This window comes from Mesorhizobium sp. M0239, from assembly GCF_040321815.1.
Taxonomy (GTDB): domain Bacteria; phylum Pseudomonadota; class Alphaproteobacteria; order Rhizobiales; family Rhizobiaceae; genus Mesorhizobium.
The window spans coordinates 58,797-81,747 of sequence record NZ_JAMYSG010000012.1; the positions used below are offsets into that span (position 1 = coordinate 58,797).

At 63.6% G+C, this 22,951-nt stretch carries 22 protein-coding genes and 1 other RNA gene; 1 reads left to right on the forward strand and 22 read right to left on the reverse strand.

Features of this window, described 5'->3' with window-relative positions:
* Window positions 1-41 precede the first annotated feature (41 nt).
* The 15 genes from ftsA to mraZ form a co-directional block, all read right to left on the reverse strand.
* Window positions 42-1,349 (reverse strand): cell division protein FtsA, encoded by a 1,308-nt coding sequence (gene ftsA / locus NKI99_RS14550; protein WP_352442240.1) that lies wholly within the window; start codon window positions 1,347-1,349, stop codon window positions 42-44.
* The gene (locus tag NKI99_RS14555; protein WP_352442239.1) at window positions 1,346-2,287 is read right to left on the reverse strand and encodes a cell division protein FtsQ/DivIB; all 942 of its coding nucleotides are present in this window, start codon (window positions 2,285-2,287) and stop codon (window positions 1,346-1,348) included. Before NKI99_RS14555 ends, ftsA begins: the two co-directional genes overlap by 4 nt.
* Window positions 2,275-3,201, reverse strand: a complete 927-nt coding sequence (locus NKI99_RS14560; protein WP_352442238.1) for a D-alanine--D-alanine ligase — start codon at window positions 3,199-3,201, stop codon at window positions 2,275-2,277. Before NKI99_RS14560 ends, NKI99_RS14555 begins: the two co-directional genes overlap by 13 nt.
* Window positions 3,202-3,514: 313 nt before the next feature.
* Entirely contained in the window at window positions 3,515-4,480 is a 966-nt protein-coding gene (gene murB, locus NKI99_RS14565; protein WP_031213597.1) for a UDP-N-acetylmuramate dehydrogenase, read from the reverse strand.
* Complete coding sequence (gene murC / locus NKI99_RS14570; protein ID WP_023813140.1) at window positions 4,477-5,883, reverse strand: UDP-N-acetylmuramate--L-alanine ligase; 1,407 nt, start codon at window positions 5,881-5,883, stop codon at window positions 4,477-4,479. Before murC ends, murB begins: the two co-directional genes overlap by 4 nt.
* Complete coding sequence (gene murG / locus NKI99_RS14575; RefSeq protein ID WP_128303495.1) at window positions 5,880-7,007, reverse strand: undecaprenyldiphospho-muramoylpentapeptide beta-N-acetylglucosaminyltransferase; 1,128 nt, start codon at window positions 7,005-7,007, stop codon at window positions 5,880-5,882. The genes murC and murG overlap by 4 nt, the downstream gene beginning before the upstream one ends.
* Window position 7,008: 1 nt before the next feature.
* Window positions 7,009-8,160 carry a putative lipid II flippase FtsW gene (gene ftsW / locus NKI99_RS14580; RefSeq protein WP_128303494.1) on the reverse strand — a complete coding sequence of 384 codons (1,152 nt, stop codon included), beginning with the start codon at window positions 8,158-8,160 and terminating at the stop codon, window positions 7,009-7,011.
* Window positions 8,160-9,560 (reverse strand): UDP-N-acetylmuramoyl-L-alanine--D-glutamate ligase, encoded by a 1,401-nt coding sequence (murD, locus tag NKI99_RS14585; RefSeq protein WP_128303493.1) that lies wholly within the window; start codon window positions 9,558-9,560, stop codon window positions 8,160-8,162. The genes ftsW and murD overlap by 1 nt, the downstream gene beginning before the upstream one ends.
* Window positions 9,561-9,568: 8 nt before the next feature.
* On the reverse strand, window positions 9,569-10,651 hold the full coding sequence (mraY, locus tag NKI99_RS14590) for a phospho-N-acetylmuramoyl-pentapeptide-transferase (RefSeq protein WP_013530954.1): 1,083 nt from the start codon (window positions 10,649-10,651) through the stop codon (window positions 9,569-9,571).
* A gap of 18 nt (window positions 10,652-10,669) precedes the next feature.
* Window positions 10,670-12,127 (reverse strand): UDP-N-acetylmuramoylalanyl-D-glutamyl-2,6-diaminopimelate--D-alanyl-D-alanine ligase, encoded by a 1,458-nt coding sequence (locus tag NKI99_RS14595; RefSeq protein WP_352442236.1) that lies wholly within the window; start codon window positions 12,125-12,127, stop codon window positions 10,670-10,672.
* Complete coding sequence (locus NKI99_RS14600; RefSeq protein WP_352611271.1) at window positions 12,124-13,578, reverse strand: UDP-N-acetylmuramoyl-L-alanyl-D-glutamate--2,6-diaminopimelate ligase; 1,455 nt, start codon at window positions 13,576-13,578, stop codon at window positions 12,124-12,126. The genes NKI99_RS14595 and NKI99_RS14600 overlap by 4 nt, the downstream gene beginning before the upstream one ends.
* 54 nt (window positions 13,579-13,632) lie before the next feature.
* Window positions 13,633-15,342 carry a peptidoglycan D,D-transpeptidase FtsI family protein gene (locus tag NKI99_RS14605; RefSeq protein ID WP_352611272.1) on the reverse strand — a complete coding sequence of 570 codons (1,710 nt, stop codon included), beginning with the start codon at window positions 15,340-15,342 and terminating at the stop codon, window positions 13,633-13,635.
* Window positions 15,339-15,734: a cell division protein FtsL gene (gene ftsL, locus NKI99_RS14610; protein ID WP_023813147.1), complete on the reverse strand. Its 396-nt coding sequence runs from the start codon at window positions 15,732-15,734 to the stop codon at window positions 15,339-15,341. The genes NKI99_RS14605 and ftsL overlap by 4 nt, the downstream gene beginning before the upstream one ends.
* A 3-nt stretch (window positions 15,735-15,737) precedes the next feature.
* Window positions 15,738-16,772 (reverse strand): 16S rRNA (cytosine(1402)-N(4))-methyltransferase RsmH, encoded by a 1,035-nt coding sequence (gene rsmH / locus NKI99_RS14615; protein WP_352611274.1) that lies wholly within the window; start codon window positions 16,770-16,772, stop codon window positions 15,738-15,740.
* Window positions 16,769-17,227: a division/cell wall cluster transcriptional repressor MraZ gene (mraZ, locus tag NKI99_RS14620; RefSeq protein WP_352611276.1), complete on the reverse strand. Its 459-nt coding sequence runs from the start codon at window positions 17,225-17,227 to the stop codon at window positions 16,769-16,771. Before mraZ ends, rsmH begins: the two co-directional genes overlap by 4 nt.
* A 410-nt stretch (window positions 17,228-17,637) precedes the next feature.
* On the opposite strand from mraZ, the gene NKI99_RS14625 reads away from it, so the two are divergent.
* A complete protein-coding gene (locus tag NKI99_RS14625) occupies window positions 17,638-18,753 on the forward strand; it encodes a cystathionine gamma-lyase (protein WP_352611278.1) in 1,116 nt (371 codons plus the stop codon).
* 8 nt (window positions 18,754-18,761) lie between these two features.
* On the opposite strand, the gene NKI99_RS14630 is transcribed toward NKI99_RS14625, so the two are convergent.
* The 7 genes from NKI99_RS14630 to NKI99_RS14660 all read right to left on the reverse strand — a co-directional run bounded on the left by NKI99_RS14630 (window position 18,762) and on the right by NKI99_RS14660 (window position 22,803).
* Window positions 18,762-18,941, reverse strand: coding sequence for a type II toxin-antitoxin system RelE/ParE family toxin (locus tag NKI99_RS14630; RefSeq protein ID WP_352442232.1), 180 nt, complete (start codon window positions 18,939-18,941; stop codon window positions 18,762-18,764).
* Window positions 18,942-19,059: 118 nt separating this feature from the next.
* Window positions 19,060-19,335 (reverse strand): type II toxin-antitoxin system ParD family antitoxin, encoded by a 276-nt coding sequence (locus NKI99_RS14635; protein WP_023813151.1) that lies wholly within the window; start codon window positions 19,333-19,335, stop codon window positions 19,060-19,062.
* Window positions 19,336-19,512: 177 nt separating this feature from the next.
* Window positions 19,513-19,922, reverse strand: an RNA gene (rnpB, locus tag NKI99_RS14640) — RNase P RNA component class A.
* Window positions 19,923-19,972: 50 nt separating this feature from the next.
* On the reverse strand, window positions 19,973-20,698 hold the full coding sequence (locus tag NKI99_RS14645) for a lytic transglycosylase domain-containing protein (protein ID WP_127296019.1): 726 nt from the start codon (window positions 20,696-20,698) through the stop codon (window positions 19,973-19,975).
* Window positions 20,699-20,906: 208 nt separating this feature from the next.
* Window positions 20,907-21,662, reverse strand: a complete 756-nt coding sequence (locus tag NKI99_RS14650; RefSeq protein WP_128303484.1) for an N-acetylmuramoyl-L-alanine amidase — start codon at window positions 21,660-21,662, stop codon at window positions 20,907-20,909.
* A complete protein-coding gene (locus NKI99_RS14655; RefSeq protein WP_023813154.1) occupies window positions 21,659-22,378 on the reverse strand; it encodes a J domain-containing protein in 720 nt (239 codons plus the stop codon). The genes NKI99_RS14650 and NKI99_RS14655 overlap by 4 nt, the downstream gene beginning before the upstream one ends.
* A 164-nt stretch (window positions 22,379-22,542) precedes the next feature.
* Entirely contained in the window at window positions 22,543-22,803 is a 261-nt protein-coding gene (locus NKI99_RS14660; RefSeq protein ID WP_081734943.1) for a hypothetical protein, read from the reverse strand.
* Window positions 22,804-22,951 lie beyond the last annotated feature (148 nt).

The following is a 22,951-nucleotide window of genomic DNA, read 5'->3' on the forward strand; positions in this document are numbered from 1 at the left end:
CTTCGCCGCCGCGGCCGCCTATGGGGCTGTCCCCGTCAATTTTAGAAACTGTCTCTCAACCACTGACTCATGCGATGCAGTTTTCCGCCCGTTCCGGTCATTTTGAGACCGGAAATTCCTTTCGCAGGATGGCTCTCGAAGCTCGCCATCTGCGGATAGATCAGAAGCCCCACCGCGGCCGAGAAGGCCGGCCCCTTCGCCGCTTCCGGCAGGCCGGCCACGCCGAGCGGGCGGCCGATGCGCACATTGCGTCCCAGGATGCGGCGCGCCGCCTCCGGCAGGCCGGCAAGCTGGCTGGCACCGCCGGTAAGAACCACACGCTTGCCCACTGCATTGCCATAGCCGGACCTGTTGAGCCGGTCGCGCAGCAGTTCGAGCGTCTCGTCGATGCGGGCGCGCACGATGCGCGTCATCACCGAGCGCGGGATCTGCAAGGGCACGTCGCCATCGTCGCCGATCGGCTGGACCGAGACCAGGTCGCGGTCGTCTGCGCTGCCCGGCAGCGCCGAGCCATGCATCACCTTCAGCCGTTCCGCGGCATCGAGCGAGGTCGACAGCCCCTTGGCCATGTCCAGCGTGACGTGGTTGCCGCCGATGGCGATGGCGTCGCCATGGACGAACTTGCCTTCCGAAAACACCGAAATCGTTGTCGTGCCGCCGCCCATGTCGATGCAGGCCGCACCCATTTCCAGCTCGTCGTCGACCAGGGCCGCCAAACCGCTGGCATAGGGCGTCGCCACCATGCGCTCGACCGACAGATGCGAGCGGTTGATGGAAAGCTCCAGATTGCGCATCGGCGCGGCGTCGCCGGTCAGCACATGCATGTCGACGCCGAGTGCGTCACCGACCATGCCGCGCGGATCGCGCACGCCGCGTTCGGCATCCAGCGAGAAGCCGACGGGAAGCGAATGGATCACCTCGCGCTCGGCCTTCAGCGCCTGCTTGGCGCCAGCACCGAGAACGCGCTTGATGTCGGCCTCGTCGGCCTCATGGCCGCCAAGATTGATGGTGGCGGAGAAGGCTTCGCTCTTGAGCCGGCCGGCCGTCATGTTGACGATCAGAGAATCGACCGTCAGCCCGGCCATGCGCTCGGCCGCGTCGACGGAAAGGCGGATGGCGTGCTCGGCGCGGTCGAGATCGACGATGACACCCGACTTCACGCCTTGCGACTTCTGGTGACCGATGCCGATCACCTGGATCCGGTGCGAGCGGCCGCGCAGCAGCTTGCCGTCATCGCACGGCTTCAGCTTGGCCACCATGCAGCAGACCTTGCTCGAACCGACATCCAGCACCGTCAGGGTGCCGGACCGGCGCGACGCGGCATCGCCAGGACCGCCAAGCCAGTTCATATCTTCGTCTCCGGCTTGCGCTTCAGGCTCTTGGGTTTCTCGTTGAGGGCGGCTTCGCGCTGCGTCGCCGCTTCCGCCGTCAACTGCACGACCAGCCGGTCCGTCAGGCGCATGTCGACGGCGGCGATGTCGCGCGACAGCAAGCCGCTGTCATGATCCATCTTCACGAGTTCGGCGAGCGCCTGTTCCTCGTCATCCTCGGGAAGCTTGATGGTGATGCCATTGTCCAGCTTCAGGTCCCAGCGCCGCTCGCCTACGCGGATATACCCTTTGATCCGGCTCGCGAGCTCGGGATATTTTTCGACCTTGGCCAGGAAATCGGGCGCGCTCGCCGGCGCGCCGGCGCCGATCAGCAGCGGCAGAAGCACCTGCTTGCCGCCCGAGAACGGCGCGATCATGGCACCATTCCTCTCGATGACCGAAAGCTCGTCGCCCTGCTGCCAGAGCGCGAAAGCCTCGCGCTCCTCGACACGTACTTCCAGCGTATGCGGGTAGACCTTGCGCACCGCCGCAACCTCGATCCACGGCAGGCCGGAGATCCGTTCGCGCGCTGCCTCGGCATTAAAGCCGATCAGCGACGTCCAGCCATCAAGTTCAAGCCTGTCGAGTATATCGATTTCCGAGGTCTGGCGATTGCCGACCACCTTGACCTGATCGACGGCAAAGCCGGTACGGGCGGTGATGCTCTGCACGATACCGTCGACGTGACCGCCAAGGTAGGCACCATAGGCACTGCTCGAGAAAATCAGCACGGCCGACATCATGGCCGCGGAAAAGCGCGGCGCCTGGAATTCCCCAACGCCCAGGCGCGCCAGAATGCGCACCGGGCGGCGAAGCATGCGCGGCAGTACGAAATGGTCCAACGACAATGACAGGCCGAACAGCGCCGGCCCGGCCGCGCCCCTCTCCCTACCTTGTCCCCATTTCAACGCAGACACGAAGCGTCCTCCACCATCCAACTCAACAAATCGCCAAACGAGTGCCCGGCTTGGGCGGCGATTTCAGGCACCAAAGACGTCGGCGTCATACCCGGCTGGGTGTTGACCTCGAGCCAGACAATCTCGCCGTTTTCGGAATGACGATCGTCATAACGGAAGTCCGAACGGGAAACGCCTCGACAGCCGATCGCTTGGTGAGCCTTGAGCGCCAGTGTTTGTATTTTTTGGTAAATATTCGGTGAAACTTTTGCGGGGCATTCGTGCTTTGATCCCCCGGCGACATATTTTGAATCATAGTCGTAGAAGGAATGGCCGGTCGGGATGATCTCGCAGACCCCCAGCGCCACATCGCCCATCACCGCGCAGGTCAGCTCCCTGCCGTGGATGTAGCGCTCGACCATGACGGTATCGCCATATTTCCACTCCGACGAGCCAAGAACCTGCGGCGGATGCGACTGGCCCTCATGCACGATGACGACACCGAAGCTCGAACCCTCATTGACCGGCTTGACCACATAGGGCGGCTTCATCGGATGCTTGTTCTGGATGGCAAAGCGGCTGGCGACCTTCGATTCGGCGACCACGATGCCGACCGACTTGGCAACCCGCTTGGCCTGCTCCTTGTTCATGGCCAGAGCCGAGGCGAGCACGCCAGAATGGGTGTAGGGAATGCCGAGATATTCAAGGATGCCCTGAATGGTGCCGTCCTCGCCAAAAGGGCCGTGCAGCGCATTGAAGGCGACATCCGGCTTGAGCTCGGCAAGCACGGAGCCGACATCGCGCCCGACATCGACACGGGTGACCTGGTAGCCTTCCTTCTCGAGCTCATCGGCACAAGCCCTTCCCGACGAAAGAGACACGGGCCGCTCGGACGAAAAACCACCCAGCAGGACGGCCACATGCTTGTTTTTCATTCCCCGGCATCCCCTCTCTCACGGCGGACCAAAACCAGATTTTCCGCAACATTGAGTCAGAGTCTCCCGGCAGGTTGCCCCCCAGACGGAAAACGCTGAAAACGCGTCGAACGACTCAAATCAGGAAACGCTTTCGAGCAGAGAATCAGAGAGTTGATTCACTGGCAAGTGCTTACGATTCCGAGAGATTCACTTTCTGAGAAAATGGATGCGAAAAGCGTGTCGTTGAGTCTTTGCGGCAACGGTCGCGGACCGTTTCGGCCTCGTTGAAGTTCATGCATCACATGAACTTCAACGCGCGCCAAAGTGCACCTTAAAGGAGCTGCCCGAGAAACTCCTGCACGGCATGCCCCGGCCGGAAATTGCCGATTCGCTTGATTTCCCATTGCAACCGGATACCGGAATTCTCCAGCACCCGCGTGCGCACCGTCTCGCCGAGATATTCAAGGTCGTAGCCGGTCGCGGTTCCCGTGTTGATCATGAAGTTGCAATGCATCGGCGACATCTGGGCCCCGCCGATCATCAGGCCGCGGCAGCCCGCTCTGTCGATCTCCTTCCAGGCCGACGTGCCTTCCGGATTCTTGAAGGTCGAGCCACCGGTCTTCTCGCGGATCGGCTGCACGGTCTCGCGATGGTTCTGCACGGCCTCCATCGCCGCCTTGATCGCCGTTTTCTCCTCGGCAAAGCCTTCGAACACGGCCGAGGTGAAGATCAGCCCGGAGGGCGCCGCTGAATGGCGATAGGCGTATCCCATATCGGCATTGCTCAGCGTCTGCACATTGCCCTTGCGGTCGAGCGCCCGCACTTCGACGACGCGCTCGCGCGTCTCGACACCATTGGCGCCGGCATTCATCCGCAGCGCACCGCCGATTGCACCCGGAATGCCGTGGTAGAAATGAAAGCCGCCAATGCCGGCCTCGAGCGCCACCGCTGCGACACGCTTGTCGGGGGTCGCAGCTCCCGCCTTGATCCTGATCGGCGAAATCACCTCGGCCTCGCCGAAGCCCTTGGCCGAAAGGCGGATGACAAAGCCCTCGATGCCGCCGTCGCGGACCAAAAGGTTCGAGCCGACGCCAACGACGGTAAGAGGTATTTCTTCAGGAACGGCTTTGAGGAACACCGCAAGATCCTCCTCATCAGCCGGCTGGAACAACGCTTCAGCCAGGCCCCCGGCACGGAACCAGGTGATCTTGTCCATCTCGGCGTTCGGCGTGAGGCGGCCGCGCAGGCCGGCAAGCCGGTCGCCAAGTCTGTCGATCAGGGCCTGGCCGTGCATCATGAGACGGTCCCGCCAAGCTCCTTGGGCAACGCATAGGCCCATTGGGTGATGTTGCCGGCGCCCAGGAAGACGACGAAGTCACCCGGCTTGGCCAGATCACGGATGACGGGCGCGATCGCCGCCGGACCCTCGATGTAGCGCGCGTCGCGATGGCCGCCGGCGCGGATGCGCGACACCAGCGCGTCCGAGCTGACGCCGTCGATCGGCTCTTCGCCGGCCGCGTAGACCGGCGCCACCATCACTGTGTCGGCGTCGTTGAAGCAAGTGGAAAACTCGTTGAACAGATCATGCAGCCGGGTGAAGCGATGCGGCTGGGCAATGGCGATGACGCGACCCTGGGTGGCGCTGCGCGCCGCCTTCAGCACCGCCGAGATCTCGACCGGATGGTGGCCGTAATCGTCGAATATTTCGACGCCGTCCCACGAACCGGTATGGGTGAAGCGGCGCTTGACGCCGGCGAAGGACGACAGGCCCTTCTTGATCGCCTCGGCCGACAGGCCGAGCTCATGCGCGACCGCGATCGCTGCCGTCGCGTTGGAGACGTTGTGGCGGCCGGGCATCGGCAGGCGCAGGCCTGCTATGACAGTCTGGCCGCCTGTCTTGCGGTCGCGGATCACCACGTCGAATTCCGAAATGGCACCTGCCATGCGGTGATTGGTAAAGCGCACGTCGGCCTGCGCATTCTCGCCATAGGTGATGACCCGGCGGTCCTCGATGCGGCTGACCAGCGCCTGCACCTCGGGATGGTCGGTGCACATCACGCCAAAACCGTAGAACGGCACGTTCTCGACAAACTGGCGGAACGCCTCCCGCACCTTGTCGAAGCTGCCATAGTGATCGAGATGCTCGGGATCGATGTTGGTGACGACCGCGATCTCGGCCGGCAGTTTCAGGAAAGTGCCGTCGCTTTCGTCGGCCTCGACCACCATCCATTCGCCGTCGCCCATGCGCGCGTTGGTGCCGTAGGCATTGATGATGCCGCCATTGATGACGGTCGGATCGAGCCCACCGGCATCGAGCAAGGTCGCCACCATCGAGGTCGTGGTCGTCTTGCCATGCGTGCCGCCGATCGCCACCGCCTGGCGAAAGCGCATCAGCTCGGCCAGCATTTCGGCCCGGCGCACGATCGGCAGCAGCTTTTCGCGCGCGGCCTTGAGCTCAGGGTTGGATTTCTTGATCGCCGTCGAGACGACGACAACCTCGGCATCGCCGAGATTCTCGGCCCTATGGCCGACGAAGCATTCGATGCCCTTGTCGCGCAGCCGCTGCACATTGGCGCTTTCGGCCTGATCGGACCCTTGCACCTTGTAGCCGAGATTGTGCAGCACTTCGGCAATGCCGCTCATGCCGATGCCGCCAATGCCGATGAAATGCACAAGGCCGATGGTCTGCGGCATCTTCATGCTTGCGTCCCCTTCCTGAAATCCGAAATGGTTTTTTTGGACGCAATAGCCTCTGTAAGATCAGCGAGCAACCGTGCCGCGTTCGGCCGGCCGGCCGATTTCGCGCCCGCCGCCATCGCCACAAGCCGCTCAGGCTGGTCGATCAGCCCGCCGAGGAGCACTGCGATGCGTTCGGGCGAGAGCGAGGATTGCGGGTGCACTTCGCCGCCGCCGGCAGCGGCAAGGGCCGCCGCGTTCGCCGCCTGGTCGTGGTCGAGCGCGTAGGGGTAAGGCACCAGCAGCGCCGGCCGGCCGATGACGGCGATCTCCGAAACGGTCGAGGCGCCGGAGCGCGAGATCACCAGGTGCGCAGCCGCCATGCGCTGCGCCATGTCGGTGAAGAAGGGTGAGACCTCGGCAGCAACGCCCAGTGCCGCATAGGCCGCCTTGACCCGCGCCACATCATCGGCGCGAGCTTGTTGGGTAATGACCAGCCGCTTGCGCTGAGCATCGGAAAGCAGCGCGATCGCCCCCGGCACGGCATCGGAAAAGAACTGAGCGCCCTGGCTGCCGCCGAACACCAGCAGGCGGAACGGCTGTTCCCCGGTCGATGCCGCATAATTCGTCCTGGCAGCTTCCAGCACGGCCGGCCTGACCGGATTGCCTGTCGTCACCGTCTTGACCCCGGCAGCACTGGTGTCCTGCGGCAGGAAGCCGCCGGCGATGGCATCGACACGGCCGGCCAGCGCCCGGTTGGCGCGCCCCATCACCGCGTTCTGCTCATGGATCAGGGTCGGCACCTTGCGCCGTGTCGCCGCGTAGAGCGGCGGCAAGGTCGGATAGCCGCCAAAGCCGACGACCGCATCCGGCTTGATCCTGGCGATGACGGCGGAAGCCTGGCGCACGCCGCGCCAGATTTTCCAGAAGGCACCAAGCAGGGCAAAGGGGTTTTTCGAGCCCATCGTCGCCGACTGGATCGGATGGACGGCTGCGGCCGGGAAATGGCCGGCGAAACGCTCTGCACGGTCGTCGGTCGCCAGATGCACTGACCAGCCGCGCTCGTTCAGCTCATGCGCCAGCGCTTCGGCCGGGAAAAGATGCCCACCGGTGCCGCCTGCCGCGAGAAGGATGACGCCTCTGGCCATATCACTCCGCCGGCAGGGCGCGTTGCGACAGGCCAAAGCCCATCTGCTTGCGCTTTTCCGGCCGCTTGCGTGTCAGCGCCAGCACCATGCCCATCGAGATGGCGATGGCGATCTGCGAGGAGCCGCCATAGGAGATGAACGGCAGCGTCATACCTTTGGCCGGCACAAGCTGGAGATTGACGCACATGTTGATGACCGCTTGCAGGCCAAACACGGTGACGAGGCCGCCGACCGCATAGCGGGTGAAATCGTCATGCTCCTTCAGCGCCGTGTTGAGGCCGCGCAGCACGATGAAGGCGAAGATCGACATGATGAAGAAGCACATGATCAGCCCGAACTCTTCGCCCGCGACCGAGAAGACGAAGTCGGCATGGCTATCGGGAATGACGCGCTTGACTGTGCCCTCGCCCGGCCCGACACCGAACCAGCCGCCATTGATCAGCGCTTCGCGCCCCATGTCGACCTGGAACGTGTCGCCCTCGCCGGTGAGGAACTTGTCGATGCGCAAGGCAACGTGCGGGAACACCGTATAGGCGGCAAAGACGCCACCGACGCCGGCCGCGCCGAGCGCGACGATCCACAGCCAGGGCAGCCCGGCCATGAAGAACATGATGCCCCAGGTGCCGGTCGTCAGCATGGTCTGGCCGAGGTCCGGTTGCGCCACCAGCAGCGATACGACCAGCACCAGCAGCAGCATGGCAAACAGATTGCCCGGAATGTCAGGCTGGCGCTTGTGCTCGGCGAACAGCCAGGCGCACATGATGACGAAGGCCGGCTTCAGGAATTCCGACGGCTGGATCGACAGGCCTGCAAGCGACACCCAGCGGCGCGCACCCTTCACCTCGACGCCGATGTAGAGCACCGCCACCATCAGCACCAGCATCAGGCACAGGATGACCAGCGCCATGCGCCGGATCTGCCTGGAATCGAGGAAGGAAACGGCCAGCATCACGCCGAGCGCCGGCACGGTGAAGATGATCTGCCTGGTGGCAAAGTGGAAACTGTCGAGGCCGATGCGTTCGGCCACCGCCGGGCTGGCAGCGAAGGACAAGACGATGCCAAGCCCCATCAGCGACAGGAACGCCGCCAGGAACCAGCGATCGATCGTCCACCACCAGGTCGCAACCGGACTTTTGTCGAGACGGCTCTGCATTATCGTGCCCCTCCGATGGGTTTCACACCCTCGATAGCATTCGCAGCTTGCCTGAAGGCTTCGCCGCGGACTTCGAAATTCTTGAACTGGTCGAAGCTGGCGCAGGCCGGCGACAGCAGCACCACCGCCTCACCGCTGTCGTCCTTGGCCGCATCATGCGCGGCGTGCTCGACCGCCGCGGCCAGCGTGCCTGAAATCTCGTAGGGAACTGCCTCGCCCAGCGTCGCCGAAAAAGCCGGCGCCGCCTCGCCGATAAGATAGGCCTTGGCGATGCGCGGGAAGAAGCCGCGCAAGGGTTCGATGCCGCCTTCCTTGGGCAGGCCGCCGGCGATCCAGTAGATGCGCGCGAAGCTGGACAGCGCCGGCGCCGCCGCATCGGCATTGGTCGCCTTGGAATCGTTGATGAACAGCACATGGTCCTTGCGGCCGACCTGCTCCATGCGGTGCGCGAGGCCGGGAAAGCTTTCCAGCCCCGACTGGATCTCGCCAAGCTCCAGCCCGACCTTGAGGCAAGCGGCGACCGCCGCCAGAGCGTTCTGGGCATTGTGCTGGCCACGCAGCGAGCCGATGCCTTCGAGGAAGGCGACACGGCTGTAACGGCCGTGCACGGCTTCCATCAGATTGCTGCCATCGGCGAAATAGCCATCGGTCAGCGGCAGGCGCTTGGAAATGCGTATGACAGGCCGGCCCGCCCGCTCCAACCGCTCGGCGATCTGCGCGCACCAGGAATCGTCGATGCCGACGATCGCCGTCTCGCTGCCGGCCACCAGCCGCTCCTTGATCGCGGCGTAGTGCTGCATGGTGCCGTGGCGGTCGAGATGATCGGGCGTCAGGTTAAGCAGGATGCCTGCCGTCGGATTGATCGAGGGCGCGAGGTCGATCTGGTAGGACGAGCATTCGACCACATAGTGCCGATCGGGCTCGGGTGGATCGAGCGTCATTACCGCGCGGCCGATATTGCCGCCCATCTGGGTGTCGCGTCCCGCGGCTTTCAGGATATGCGCGGTCAGCGCGGTCGTCGTCGACTTGCCGTTGGTGCCGGTGATGGCGATGAAAGGCGAATTTGGCGCGCTCAGCATCCGCTCGCGGCAGAAAAGCTCGATGTCGCCGATGATCTCGACGCCCGAACCGCGCGCCAGCTCCACCGTCCAATGCGGCTTGGGATGCGTCAGCGGCACACCTGGCGACAGCACGAAGGCCGAGAATTTCGCCCAGTCGGCGCCGCGGAGATCGGCGGTTGCGATGCCGGCAGCCGTTGCCTTGGCCACGCTTTCGGGATTGTCGTCCCAAGCCAGCACGTCCGCGCCGCCCTCGATCAGTGCGCGCGCCGTCGCGATCCCCGAGCCACCGAGCCCGAAGAGCGAAACGCGCTTGCCTGAAAAGGATGCGGCGGGGATCAAGGGGCTTCCTATCTCAGCTTGAGGGTCGACAGGCCGACCAGCGCCAGGATGACGGCGATGATCCAGAAGCGGATCACCACCTGGCTTTCGGTCCAGCCGAGCTTTTCGAAATGATGGTGGATCGGCGCCATCAGGAACACCCGCTTGCCGGTCATCTTGAAGTAGCCGACCTGGATGATGACCGACAGGATTTCCACGACGAACAATCCGCCGACGATGACCAGAACGATCTCGTGCTTGGTGGCGACCGCAACGGTGCCGATCAGGCCGCCCATGGCCAGCGAGCCGGTGTCGCCCATGAAGATCGCCGCAGGCGGCGCATTGAACCAGAGGAAGCCCAGACCAGCGCCGATGACCGCGCCGAGCACGACCGCCAGTTCACCGGTGCCGGGCACGAAATGGATCTGCAGATATTCGGCGAACACGGCGTTGCCGGAGAGATAGGCGATGACACCGAAGGAAGCCGCCGCGATCATGATCGGCACGATCGCCAGTCCGTCCAGACCGTCGGTGAGGTTCACAGCATTGCCGGCGCCGACGATGACGAAGCAGGAGAACGGAATGAAGAACCAGCCGAGATTGACGATGAATTCCTTGGCGAAGGGAAATGTCAGCGACGAAGAGAACGGCGCCTGGCCATTGTGCATGATCACCCAGGCGGCGATGCCGGCAATGACAAATTCAAGCGCAAGGCGTGCCTTGCCGGAAAAGCCGAGATGCGACTGCTTGGTTACCTTGAGATAGTCGTCGTAGAAGCCGATCGACCCGAAGCCCAGCGTCACCAGCAGCACCACCCAGACATAGATGCTCGACAGGTTCGCCCACAAAAGCGACGAGCCGATGATGCCCGACAGGATCATCAGGCCGCCCATGGTCGGCGTGCCGGCCTTCTTGAAATGTGTCTGCGGCCCATCGGCGCGGATCGGCTGACCCTTGCCTTGCCGCAGCCGCAGCGAATTGATGATGGTCGGTCCGAAGATGAAGACGATCAGCGCCGACGTGATCAGCGCCCCGCCGGTGCGGAAGGTGATGTAGCGGAAGACATTGAAGACCGAGACCTTGTCCGCAAAATCGACGAGCAGTGTAAACATGCGTTTTCGTCCCCCGACCTAGGTCTGTTTTCTAGCTGTCGATTCAGCCGGGAATTTGCCCAGCAGCGCATCGACCAGTTTTGCAAAACCGATGCCCTTCGACGATTTGATCATCACCACGTCACCCGGCTTAAGCGCGGCAAGCAGCACCGGCTTCAGCTCCTCGACACCAGCGCGGTATTCCGTCTTGATCTCAGCCGGCAGCGCTTCGGCCAGCGCCCGCATTTCCGGGCCGCCGAGGAAGACGGTCTGTGTCCCGGTGCCGACGATGAGTTCGGCAAGGGCTGCATGCAGCTTGGCCGAATGGTCGCCGAGTTCGAGCATGTCGCCGAGCACGGCGATGCGGCGGCCCTCGCCCGTCACAGGCGTCGCGTTGAGCAATGCCATGGCAGCAGCCATCGATGCCGGATTGGCGTTGTAGCTTTCGTCGATCAGCGTGATCGGTCCACCTGGGTGGCTCGAAGTCGAGCCACCGGGATGGCGCAGCACATGGCGCTTGCCGCGCCCGCGCTCGGCCGAAAGATCGGCCAGTGCGAGTGTCACCTTGTCGAGATCGGCCCCGACCAGATGTGCCGCCCCCAGCACCGCCAGCACGTTCTGCACCATATGGCGGCCGGGCGCGCCGATCCGCGCCGTCACTTCGTGGCCGCCGATCCTGGCGATGATATCGGAATGATCCGCATGCAGTTCGCATTTGGTGAGCTTGAAGGTAGAGCGCGCATTCTCGCCGAAGCCGTAGACGTGCTCGACACCGGCTGCATGGGCCATCTTGTCGAGCAGCTTGAAGCGCGTATCGTCGCGGTTGAGGACGGCGGCCCCCTCGGGCTCCAGCCCCTCGAAAATCTCGGCCTTGGCCTTGGCGATCTCGTCCAGATTGCGGAAGAAACCTAGGTGGGCGGCCGCGATCATGGTGACGATGGCGACATGCGGCCTCACCATCTTGACCAGCGGACGGATCTCGTCGGGATGGTTCATGCCGATCTCGAACACGGCATAGTCGCAATCATCGGGCATGCGTGCCAAAGTCAGCGGCACGCCCCAGTGATTGTTGAAGGACTGCGCCGAGGCATGCACCTTGCCGGCGGCTTGCAGCACATGGCGCAGCGCTTCCTTGGTGGTGGTCTTGCCGGCCGAACCGGTCACAGCGATGATTTTCGCGCTCGAGCGGGCGCGCGACGCAACTCCAAGCTTTTCCAGCGCGACCAGCACGTCCTCGACGACGATGATCGGCGCCGTCAGCCGGCCGAGCGACGGCAGCTTGCCTTCGGCCACCACCAGCACGCCGGCGCCAGCCTTGATGGCGGCGGTTGCGAAGTCATGGCCGTCCATCGCCTCGCCCTTGATAGCGAAGAAGGCGTCGCCCGGCTGCAGGCTGCGGCTGTCGATCGAAATGCCTGAAATGCCTTCCGGCATCGGCCCGAGCGGCCGCCCGTCCATGGCGGCAACCAGCGCCTCGGAGGTCCACAGCAAGCTCATGCGGCACGCTCCACGAGTGCCGCGCGAACCTCCTCGTGATCGGAAAAATGCAAGGTCTCGGAGCCGATCGTCTGGCCCTCCTCGTGCCCCTTGCCGGCCACGATCAGCGTGTCGCCGGCATGCAGCATGGCGACCGCCTCATGAATCGCCTGGCGCCGGTCGCCGATCTCGATGGCACCGGGAGCGGCGGCCAAAATAGCGGCGCGGATCGTTTCCGGCACTTCGGAGCGCGGATTGTCGTCGGTGACGATGACGACATCTGCAAGTCGCGTCGCAATCTCGCCCATGATCGGTCGCTTGCCGCGGTCGCGGTCGCCGCCGCAGCCGAACACGACGATGACGCGGCCGGTGGTGAACGGCCGGACCGAGGCCAGAACGTTTTCCAGCGCGTCCGGCTTGTGGGCATAATCGACATAGACCGGCGCGCCGCTGGCGGTGGTGCCGACGAGGTCGAGCCGGCCCGGCGCGCCCTTCAGTTTCTCCAACGCCATCAAGGCCTTGGCGACAGGTGTTCCCGTGGAGATGGCAAGACCCGCCGAAACCAGCGCGTTCGAAATCTGGAAATCACCGGCCAACGGCAGGTCGATCTCGTAGAGCACGCCATCGGCCTCGACTTCGGCGCGTTGGCGGTGGCGCTCGTGCTCGACCCGCTTCAGCCTGAGGAAATCGCCATGGCGGCCGACCGTCAGCACATTGAGCCCGGCGCCCTGTGCGGCCCCGATCGTCGGCGCCGACCATGGATCGTCGGCGAAGATCACGGCTGGTGCGCCCTTCGGCAGCAGCGTGTCGAACAGACGCAGTTTGGCGCGGTGATAGTCCTCGATGGTCGGATGATAGTCCATATGGTCACGGCCGAGATTGGTGAAGCCGCCGGCGGCCAGCTTCACGCCGTCGAGGCGGCGCTGGTCGAGTCCATGGCTGGAGGCTTCCATCGAGGCGTGGGTGACGCCGGCACCCGCCAATTCCCGCAGCAATTGATGCAGGGCGACCGGATCGGGTGTCGTCAGCGAGCCATAATCGTTGCGCCCAGGCGCCACCACGCCGGTGGTGCCGATCGAAGCGGCGGCATAACCGGCCTGCTCCCAGATCTGCCTGGTGAAGGCGGCGACCGACGTTTTGCCGCTGGTGCCGGTCACCGCGACCATGATCTCAGGCTGCTTGCCGGAATAACGGGCGGCACTCAGCGCCAGCGCCAGGCGGGGATCGTCGACCGCCAATACCGGAACCGACAGCCCTGCAATGGTGCTGCCCTTGCCCGCCACGATCGCGGCCGCACCGCGCGCAGCGGCATCTGCGGCATAAACGGCACCATCGGCCTTGGTTCCGGCGAGCGCAAAAAAGACAACGCCCGGTTTTACCTGGCGGGAATCCGAAGAAATCCCTGTAACCTCCAGATCGACGGAAGCTATTCCCTCGACGGGCAGGATACCGGCTAGATCTCTGAGCTTCATCGAGTCCCGTTCACCGCAACAAAATAGCGCGCTGTTGCCGGCGCGCCCTAAGAATCACTGATAGGAAACCAGCGTTGCACCATTTTCATGGCTGAAATCTGGCTTCACGCCAAGCATGGCAGCTGAACGCCTGATGATATTGCCGGCCATGACCCCCGCATTTGCGGCCGCAACATCCGTCATACCAGGCTTTTCCGGGTGCGGGGCATCGGCAATGGTAAACACCAGATACTGCGGATCGTCCATCGGGAAGGCGGCGACGAAAGTGTTGAAATTCAAGTCCTTGGAGTAACGGCCATTGACGACCTTCTCGGCCGTTCCGGTCTTGCCACCAACGCGGTAGCCGGGGACTCTGGCGTTTCTGGCAGAGCCCTTTTCGGCATTGAGCGAATAGAGGTAGCGCATGCCTTCGACGGTCTTTTCGCTCACCACTCTCTTGGCGGTGGCCATCGCTTCCGCCTGCGTCCGCACCAAAAAGGTGGGGTTCATCAGGAAGCCGCCATTCATCAACGCCGCGCAGCCCACAGCCGCTTGCAGCGGCGTCGTCGACACGCCATGGCCGAAGGCGATGGTGAATGAATTGACCTGTTTCCAGACCTTCGGTTCAGTCGGACGGGCAGTCTCCGGCAATTCGGTCTGCATCCTGTCCAGAATGCCAAGGCGGTGCAGGAATTCGCGATGCCCCTCGATGCCGACCATCTCGGCTTCCCTGGCCGACCCGATATTGGACGAATAGAGGAACACCTCCGGCAACGACAGCACACGGTTCTTGCCGTGGAAATCGTGAATGGCCTGATGGCCGACCCGGATTGGATGCGAAGCATCGAAGCGGCTCGCCATCGTCGCCTTGCCGGAATCGAGCGCCATGGCGGATGTGAAGCTCTTGAAGGTCGAGCCCATCTCGTAGAGGCCCGCCGACATGCGATTCAGCCGGTCCTTGTCCTGTGCATTGTAGGGATTGTTCGGATCAAAATCCGGCACGGAAGCCATGGCCACCACTTCGCCGGTCTTGACGTTGAGCACGACGGCGCCGGCCCCCATGGCACGATAGCGCTCAAGGCCGGCGGCGATCTCGTCGCGCACCACATGCTGCACGCGCAGATCGATCGAAAGCTTTACCGGCTTGAGATCCTTGGCAATGGCAAGGCCCGATGCCTGCAAGTCGCTCAAGCCTTGCTCGTCCACATATTTCTCCATTCCGGAGATGCCCTGGTTGTCGATGTTGGTGAGGCCGACAATGTAGGACGAGGTCTCGCCGCTCGGATAGAAGCGGCGCTTTTCGGTGCGGAAGCCGAAACCGGGAATGCCGAGCTGCATGATGTCGGACTGTTGCTTCGGCGTCAGCTGCCGCTGCAGCCAGACGAAACCGGCGCCGCTCTTCAGCTTATGGTAGGTCCGCTCATAGTCGATGTCCGGAAGCACCGTCGACAGCTTCTCGATCGCCTCGTCGGCGTCGACAATGCGGCGCGGTTCTGCAAACAGCGACGCCGTCTTGATATCGGTGGCCAGCACTTCGCCGTTGCGGTCGACGATGTCGGGCCGCGATGCCGTCACCCGGCTCTGCGGACCGCCCGACATATCGGGGGTCTGGAAGCCGAGATAGACCAGCCGCCCTGATATGGTCGAGAAGATGCCGAAGAACACCGCCATCGTCATGACGATGCGCGTCCTGCCCTTGCCGCCGGTCGCCTTGCGGGCGCCCTCGACCACGATCGATCCATCCTCACTCGTCCTGGCGCGACGCTTCAGCAGTTTGCCGATCATTGGGCGATGCCTCCGGTCACGACGGGATCCTTACTGTCCGAAGGCGCTTGGTCGGAATTGTCGGCCATGCCGCCCTGGCGTCCCGACAGGATGTCCTGGATGTCAAGGGATTTGGCCGGCAGGTCGCCGATGCCGCCGATCTGACGAGCGCTGACCGGCTCGAGTTCGAGCTGCGACTTGTAGAGTTCAGCCAGCTTCTGCAGCCGCGAGGGCTGGGTAAGCAGGCTCCAGTCGGCCTTGAGCAGGTCGATCGTGTCCTCCTCATAGCGTATCTGCGCATGGATCTTCTGCACCGAAGCCAATTGTTCCTCGGCCTCGCGCTTGGCCTTGTAGGTAAGGGCCGCGACCGCAACCATGACGGCGATCAGGACAATGTCGCTGGTACGAAACACGTGTTACCTCTCCCCCGGCCGGTCGATACCGGGAAGCTTTGGAAGGCCGAAAATCGAAAAATCACTGCCGCGCGCCGGCGCCTCGGTGCGGATCGCCGCGCGCAGCCTGGCCGAACGGGCGCGCGGATTGGCCGCCACCTCGGCGTCGCCGGCAGTCACGCCGCCGCCCGCCTTGCGGAACGTCGCGGTGCGCGCATGAGCCTCGGGCAGGTGACGTGAGCCGGTCGCAACATCGGCCCGGTCGGCGATGAAGCGCTTGACGATGCGGTCTTCCAGCGAATGGAACGTCACCACGGCGAGCCGACCGCCCGGCTTCAGCGCGCGTTCGGCCGCGAACAGCGCCTTGGCCAGTTCGCCAAGCTCGTCATTGACGAAGATGCGCAGCGCCTGGAAGACGCGCGTCGCCGGATGGATCTTGTCCTTCGGCGCCCGGCCGATATGCGTCTCGATGGCGTCGGCCAGTTCCAGCGTCCGTTCGAACGGGCGCTTTTCGCGGCGCGCCTCGATCATGCGGGCGATGCGTCCGGCATGGCGCTCCTCGCCGAGAAAGCCGAAGATACGGGCAAGGTCGCCCGGCTTGAAGGAATTGACGACATCGGCGGCGCTGAGGCCCGATTGCGCCATGCGCATGTCGAGTGGCCCGTCGGCGCGGAACGAAAACCCGCGCTCGGCCTGGTCGAGCTGCATCGAGGACACGCCGATGTCGAGCACGACGCCCTCGGCGATCTCGACATGTTCGTCCAGCGTCGAGAACGGCGCCTGCACCAGCCGCAGCCGGCCGCCGGACTGCGCTTCCAGATCGCGCCCGGCATCGATTGCATCCGGATCGCGATCGATCGCCACAACCGAGGCGCCCGTCGCCAGAATGGCCCTGGTGTAGCCGCCGGCGCCGAACGTGCCGTCGATGATGATGTCGCCCTGCGCCGGCGCCAGTGCTTCAAGCACTTCGGCAAGCAGGACCGGAATGTGGCGGGCCGATCCGCCAACGGCGTGCCCACCTACGGCGCGAGGAAGGTCATCGCCGTGGCCTGCCGTCATTCCGGTCGCTCCCCAGGCTTCGTCCCCTGCCGAAGCTGCAAAAGCCGTGCCCGCGCCTGCGCCCCATAGGCGGCAAGCCGTCCCGGCTCCCAGATCTGAAAGAAATTGCCGCGCCCGACAAAGGCCACCTCGGCCGAAATGCCCGTGTGTTCGCGAAGGAAATCGCTCATCGTGATGCGGCCATCCTGGTCGAGTTTCAAGAAGGCTCCTTCGCCATGGCAGAAGAACGACATATCGTCCGCCGTCTGCAGGAAGGGATCCTCGAGCGCTATGCGCTGCTCGTAGCGGTCGAGCAGATCGAGCCCGCCGACATCCATCGCCGGCAGATCCAGGCAGCGTAGCGCATAGAGTTCCGAATAGCCGCGTTTCTGCACGACGGCACGGAAATGCGCGGGAACGGACACCCGCCCCTTCGCATCGATCCTGCTCACCGAGTTTGACAGAAACCGGTCCATTACACGCTACGGCCGCTTGCGCCGCCGCACCCCTCTCCATCTTGTCGCCGGCGCCGCCGCGGCGCCTTCCCTGGCCCGTATCAGTCTCGTCCGCACGGGCAAAAACCGGCAAACGCGCAGCCGCCGCGGCTGCCCGATTGGCGTACGCTTTACCCTGACACGGAACGAAGGCTTTGATGTCTGGATGGGATATCATGGGGCACTATGGGCGTCAACGGGATTAGGCTTCACAAACACGCGCGCCGCGACCAATGAGAACAGCCTCGACGACACGTCTCGTCTTTATCGTCTATTAAGCCTAACGAAGCGTTTAGAGCCGCTTGGCCCAACCGGACGCGCCTTGCCGCGCGCCGCTGCCGGGCATAGCGTCTCGCCACATCTCGTCGGTCGCAAACAGGGTTGGAAATTCGATGTCTGAAACAGCAAAGTCACGCGCTGCAGCACTTCCTCATCTGCGTCGCAGCGGGCTTGCCATGGGCGATTCCATTCCCCTGCCCCTGACCATGGCCGCCATTTTTCATGCGCCCGGCGACGCCACCGGCTTCAACCAGTATGGCCGCTTCAGCAACCCGACCTGGGACGCGGTCGAACATATGCTGGCTCATCTGGAGAGTGCGCCGTGCGTTGCCTTCCCTTCAGGAATGGCGGCAATCTCGGCGGCGTTTTTTGCCATGCTCAAGGCCGGCGACCGTATCCTGCTGCCTTCAGACGGCTATCACACGACGCGGGCTTTGGCCGATCGCTTCCTCAAGCCGCTCGGCATCACCTACGATGTCAGGCCGACCTCGACCTTCCTCGATGGCGGCTTCGATGGCTATCGGCTGGCGTTTGTCGAAACCCCTGCCAATCCGGGGCTGGATATCTGCGATATCGCCGCCGTTGCCGATGCTGTTCACAAAGCCGGCGCGATCCTTGTCGTCGACAACACGACCATGACACCCTTCGGCCAGCGGCCGCTCGACCATGGCGCCGATATCGTCGTTGCCGCCGACACCAAGGCACCCAATGGCCACTCCGACGTGCTGTTCGGCCATGTGGCCAGCCGCAATGCCGATATCATCGCCGCCGTGACCGGCTGGCGCGAAGTTTCCGGCAGCATTCCCGGACCATTCGAAGCCTGGCTGGTGCACCGCGGCCTGGAGACACTGGATGTGCGCTTCGATCGCATGTGTTCCTCGGCGGAAGTCATCGCGCGGCGGCTGCAGGGCCATCGGGCAATCAGCGGTCTGCGTTATCCCGGACTGGAAGGCGATCCGTCGCACAACCTTGCCCGCGCCCAGATGGAGCGCTTTGGCTTTCTCATTTCTTTCGAGCTCGCCTCGGAGGACGAGGCCGAGGATTTCATCAACAATTGCGCCTTGATGCAGGCCGCGACATCCTTCGGCGGCGTCCACACCTCCGCCGAGCGGCGCTTGAAGCGAGGCGATGCCGTTGCCGCCGGCTTCGTTCGCCTCTCGGTCGGCTGCGAGCCGGTGGACGAGCTCTGGAAGGCGATCGAGGCGTCACTGGACAAGATCGGCGGCTGACGAAACGGCTACGCGCCGACGTCATCGGCCTCGATGTTGCGCTTGCCATGCAGCACGCGGATTATTTCGATCGCATCGTCATCGACCCGGTACAAGGTGAGATAGTCGCCAACGACCAGATGACGGATGCCTGGCGCGATGTCGTCGCGCGGTGCGCCTAAGAAGGGATAGGTGGCAGTTGCCGCCACCGCGCCTCGATGCGATCGAGCAACCGATCGGCCGCAGCCTCGCTGTCGCGTGCAACATGAAGCCAGATCGCGATCAAATCGTCTTCTGCGCGCGCATTCCGGACGATGGGCAGCAGATTCATGCCGCGTCGTCAGATCGCAGGCGTCTCCTCGCTTCAGCCTTGATGTCATCCATTGACGCAAATCGACCAGGCCCGCTGTCGATCCCTTCCTGCACCAGCTTGCGCAATTCCTCGACCGTGTAGCCATGCAGGTCGCGCCGGTCTTTCCACTGTCTGAGCGCGTCGCGGATCACTTCGCTGGCCGATGCATATTCGCCGGCGGCGACTACATCGTCCACCGCCGCCGCCAGTTCCGGCGACAGCGTGATGCTGCGTTTGTCGACCTGTCCCATGAGAGGCTCCCGATGCTATCAGCTGATCCATGGTACGATTTAATCGCACCAGTTTCAAGCAATAGCCGGCCCTCGCTCGCATGGATGGATCGGTGAACAAACTTGAATCAGCAGGCGCGCCCGAGGGCGCAACCTGTTGATATCAAGAGACTTCTCTTCGATATCGCGGGAGAAAAAATTGCCAGCTGGCCTGTAAGCCGGGTTCTGTATGGCCCTCGCCCCTTGCGAGGCGAGAACGTGGCGGCCATTCATCTTGGGCGCATGTTGCCATGTGCCTCACGCAACCTACCCGGACGGTGAGCCGGAAACAGCCCTCGAGGGTTTCCCCCCGCACCGCCCCTATTCGGTCTTGCTCCCGGTGGGGTTTACCGTGCCGCTCCTGTTGCCAGTCGCGCGGTGGGCTCTTACCCCACCCTTTCACCCTTACCCCGAATCCGGCAAGCCGGATCGTGGCGGTTTGCTTTCTGTGGCACTTTCCCTGGGGTCGCCCCCGCCGGCCATTAACCGGCACCGTGTTTCCATGGAGCCCGGACTTTCCTCACCCACGACCTTTCGGCGTTTGCGGGTGCGGCCGCCCAGCCAGCTGGCAGAGCGTATAAAGGGGTTCACGCCCGAAAACGCAAACGAAAAAGCAGACTTATGCGGGCGATCCCAGCGCAGCCATCTGCACCTTCACCTTGCCGCAATAGGCTGCCGACACCGGGTTCATCCGCGTTGCGGCGTGGCCGGCATTGTATTTCAGAATTGTGCCGCAGGTCGTGCCGCCGCCGAGGCTCCGCGCCATGGCAAGGTATTTCATCCCGTATTTGATGTTGGTGTCGGGATCGAACAGACCCTTGGCGGAGCCGCTATAGCCCATCATCCGAGCCGTGGCCGGCTTGATCTGCATCAGGCCGATCTCGCCGGCGCCGCCGACGATGTTGGGCCGATAGTTGCTTTCGATCTGGATAACCGCCGAGGCGAGCGATACCGGAACGCCTTCGATCGCCGCATAGCGGGCAACGATTGCGGAATACTGCCCGCTGCTGGCCACCGCGGCCGCCGAGGCTGCCGCGTTCCGGACACCGATCGACGCCGTTGCCGTCATGTCGACGGTTTTTCGGCCACGCTTCGTCTGCTTTCTGGCGGACTTCTTCGGCTTGGACCAGCTTGCTTTTTCCATTTTCGCGGAAGCCCGCTTCGTCGCCTTGGCGTCCTGGCCTGCCTTGCCGCTTCTGGCCTGTGGGGCCTTGCCGCTTTTCGCGGATGCCACGACAGGCCCTTGATCGGCTCGCGGGCTGAGGGGCGCGGCATCTGCGGCACTGAAGGCAAAGGTCATTACGCCGGCAGCAAGAGCTGCCGTTAAAACGGTAAATTTCTGCATGTGATCCTGTTCTGTCTGAACCGCGCGAAGATGTTCGCGCAGCAACGCCTAACCAACGTCGGAACAACCCGGGGGCTTGGGGTCCGACATCTACACGTCAGCCGTTTGACGCCCGAATTGGTGTCAAACAAGGCCAGGCAAGTCACTTTGAGTGACAGCTTGTAACTTAAGGATTGGAAAGAATTGCTTGGAAGAGGCTTCCCGGGGGTCAGCGCCTCACGGAAGCAAGCAGCCTTTGCAGCGTCCGCAGCGTCGAGCCGTCGGCAACGCCGTCCACCTTGCGCGGCCGGAAATGACGCTGGAAGGCCTCGACCACCGCCTCGGTCTGCCGGTCGAAAACGCCGGATATTTCAACGCCATAACCGTAGAGCGCCAGCATCGACTGCAACGCTTCGACGTCGCCGCCGGTGTCGCCGGTTGTCAGAGTGGCGCCTCGCCTGACGGGTGCGGCCGCCACGAGATGACCGACACCGGCTTCGAACAGCGTCCGCCACGGAAACCTCTCGCCGGGATCGATCTTGCGCCCCGGCGCAATATCGGAATGCGCGAGTACCCGCTCGGCGGCGATCGAATGCCGACCGGCGATCCCACGGCACAGCCCGATCACCGCATCGATCTGCCGCCGGGGAAAACCGGGATAACCCAGCGAATGCCCCGGATTGACGATCTCGATGCCGACCGAACAGGAATTGATGTCGGCCCGTCCGAACCACGAACTCTTGCCGGCATGCCAGGCGCGGTCGCTTTCCCTGACCATCTGCACGATATGGCCATTCTCGTGGACGAGATAATGCGACGAGACCTCGCTGGCCGGGTCGCAAAGCCAAGCCTCGGCCCCGGCGCCGGTCGCCATACCGGTGTAGTGCAGCACGATCATGTCAGGCCTGGGCGTCTCGCGCCGCGGGCCGAAATTCGGCGATACCCTGACTTCGGCACGTGGCTCGTCGGGCAGAAAGCCGCTCATGCGTGGCGCAGGCCCCGCTCGATCATCTCGTAGGCGGCGTTGATCGCCGCCACCCTGGTGGTCGCGATCTTGATGAATTCCTGAGGCAGGCCGCGCGCGATCAGCCGGTCCGGATGATTGTCGGAAACCAGCTTGCGATAGCGTTTCCTGACCTCTTCGAACGGCTTGCCGCGCTCGATGCCAAGCACGACATAGGGATCCCCGGCGCCGAGATTGACGTGCCGCGCCATGATGGCCTCGTAATGCGCTTCGTCGATGCGGAAAATCTCGGCGATGCGGTGCAGGAAGTGGCCTTCGCGCTCGTGCACCAGCCCGTCGGCCTTGGCGATGTGGAACAGACCGTCGAGTATGTCTTCCAGCATCACGCAATTGGAATGCCCGGAACCGCACATCTGCGCCATCCGCTCGGCATAGGTCTCGAAACCGGCCACGTCGCGTTGGGCGAGATCGAACAGACGCGCCACATTGCGCGTCTCCTTCGGCGGCACTTCGAAGATTTCCTGGAACGCGCGCACCTCGTCCTGGGTGACGATGCCATCGGCCTTGGCCATCTTGGCCGACAGCGCGATCATCGCCACCGAAAAGGCGACACGCCGGCGCAAATCCGCATCGCCGGCGAAAACCGTGCGCACGGCCTCGACCACGTCGGCGACACCCGACGAGGCTGAGGATGAAACGCGGGTGATGAATTCGCCGAGGCGATCCCAAATCGACATGGCCTGCTTCTTAGAGCCACCGCCCGCTCCTATCAAGCCGGGACAGTGCCGCAGGCTTTGCGCGACAAATAGATCGGACTCGAACGCCACGGCGCTCGGACAATATGAAAAAGGCCGGCGCGAGCCGGCCTTTCTCATTCATCACACGAAGTACTGCTTGCTCACTACTGCGCGGGCGCAGGAGCTGGTGTTGCCGGAGCCGGCTCGGCAGGCTTCTCGGGTGTGATGCTCTTCGTGGTCGAATTATCCGTTGCCGGAGGCGTCGCGGCCGGCGGCGTGGCTTCCGGGGTAGCCGGCTTCATCGGTTCCTCGGCGGCCGGCGGATTGGTGCTCTGGGTGGTGGTATTGTCCGTACCGCTGTCACTGCAGGCGGCGACGCCAAGCAAGGCCAGAGCGGAAACGGACGCGAGAATGAGCTTTTTCATTTTGTCTCTCCTTCAACACACGCTCACGTTGCCGTGAGCGGTCGAAGGACAAATGCGTCAGACGACCATGAGTTTCGTAACGTTGCGTTTCCGCATGTAACATCGTCTGGTTCATTTGCGATTGCCGCTCGGGCCGTGGCCAACTAAC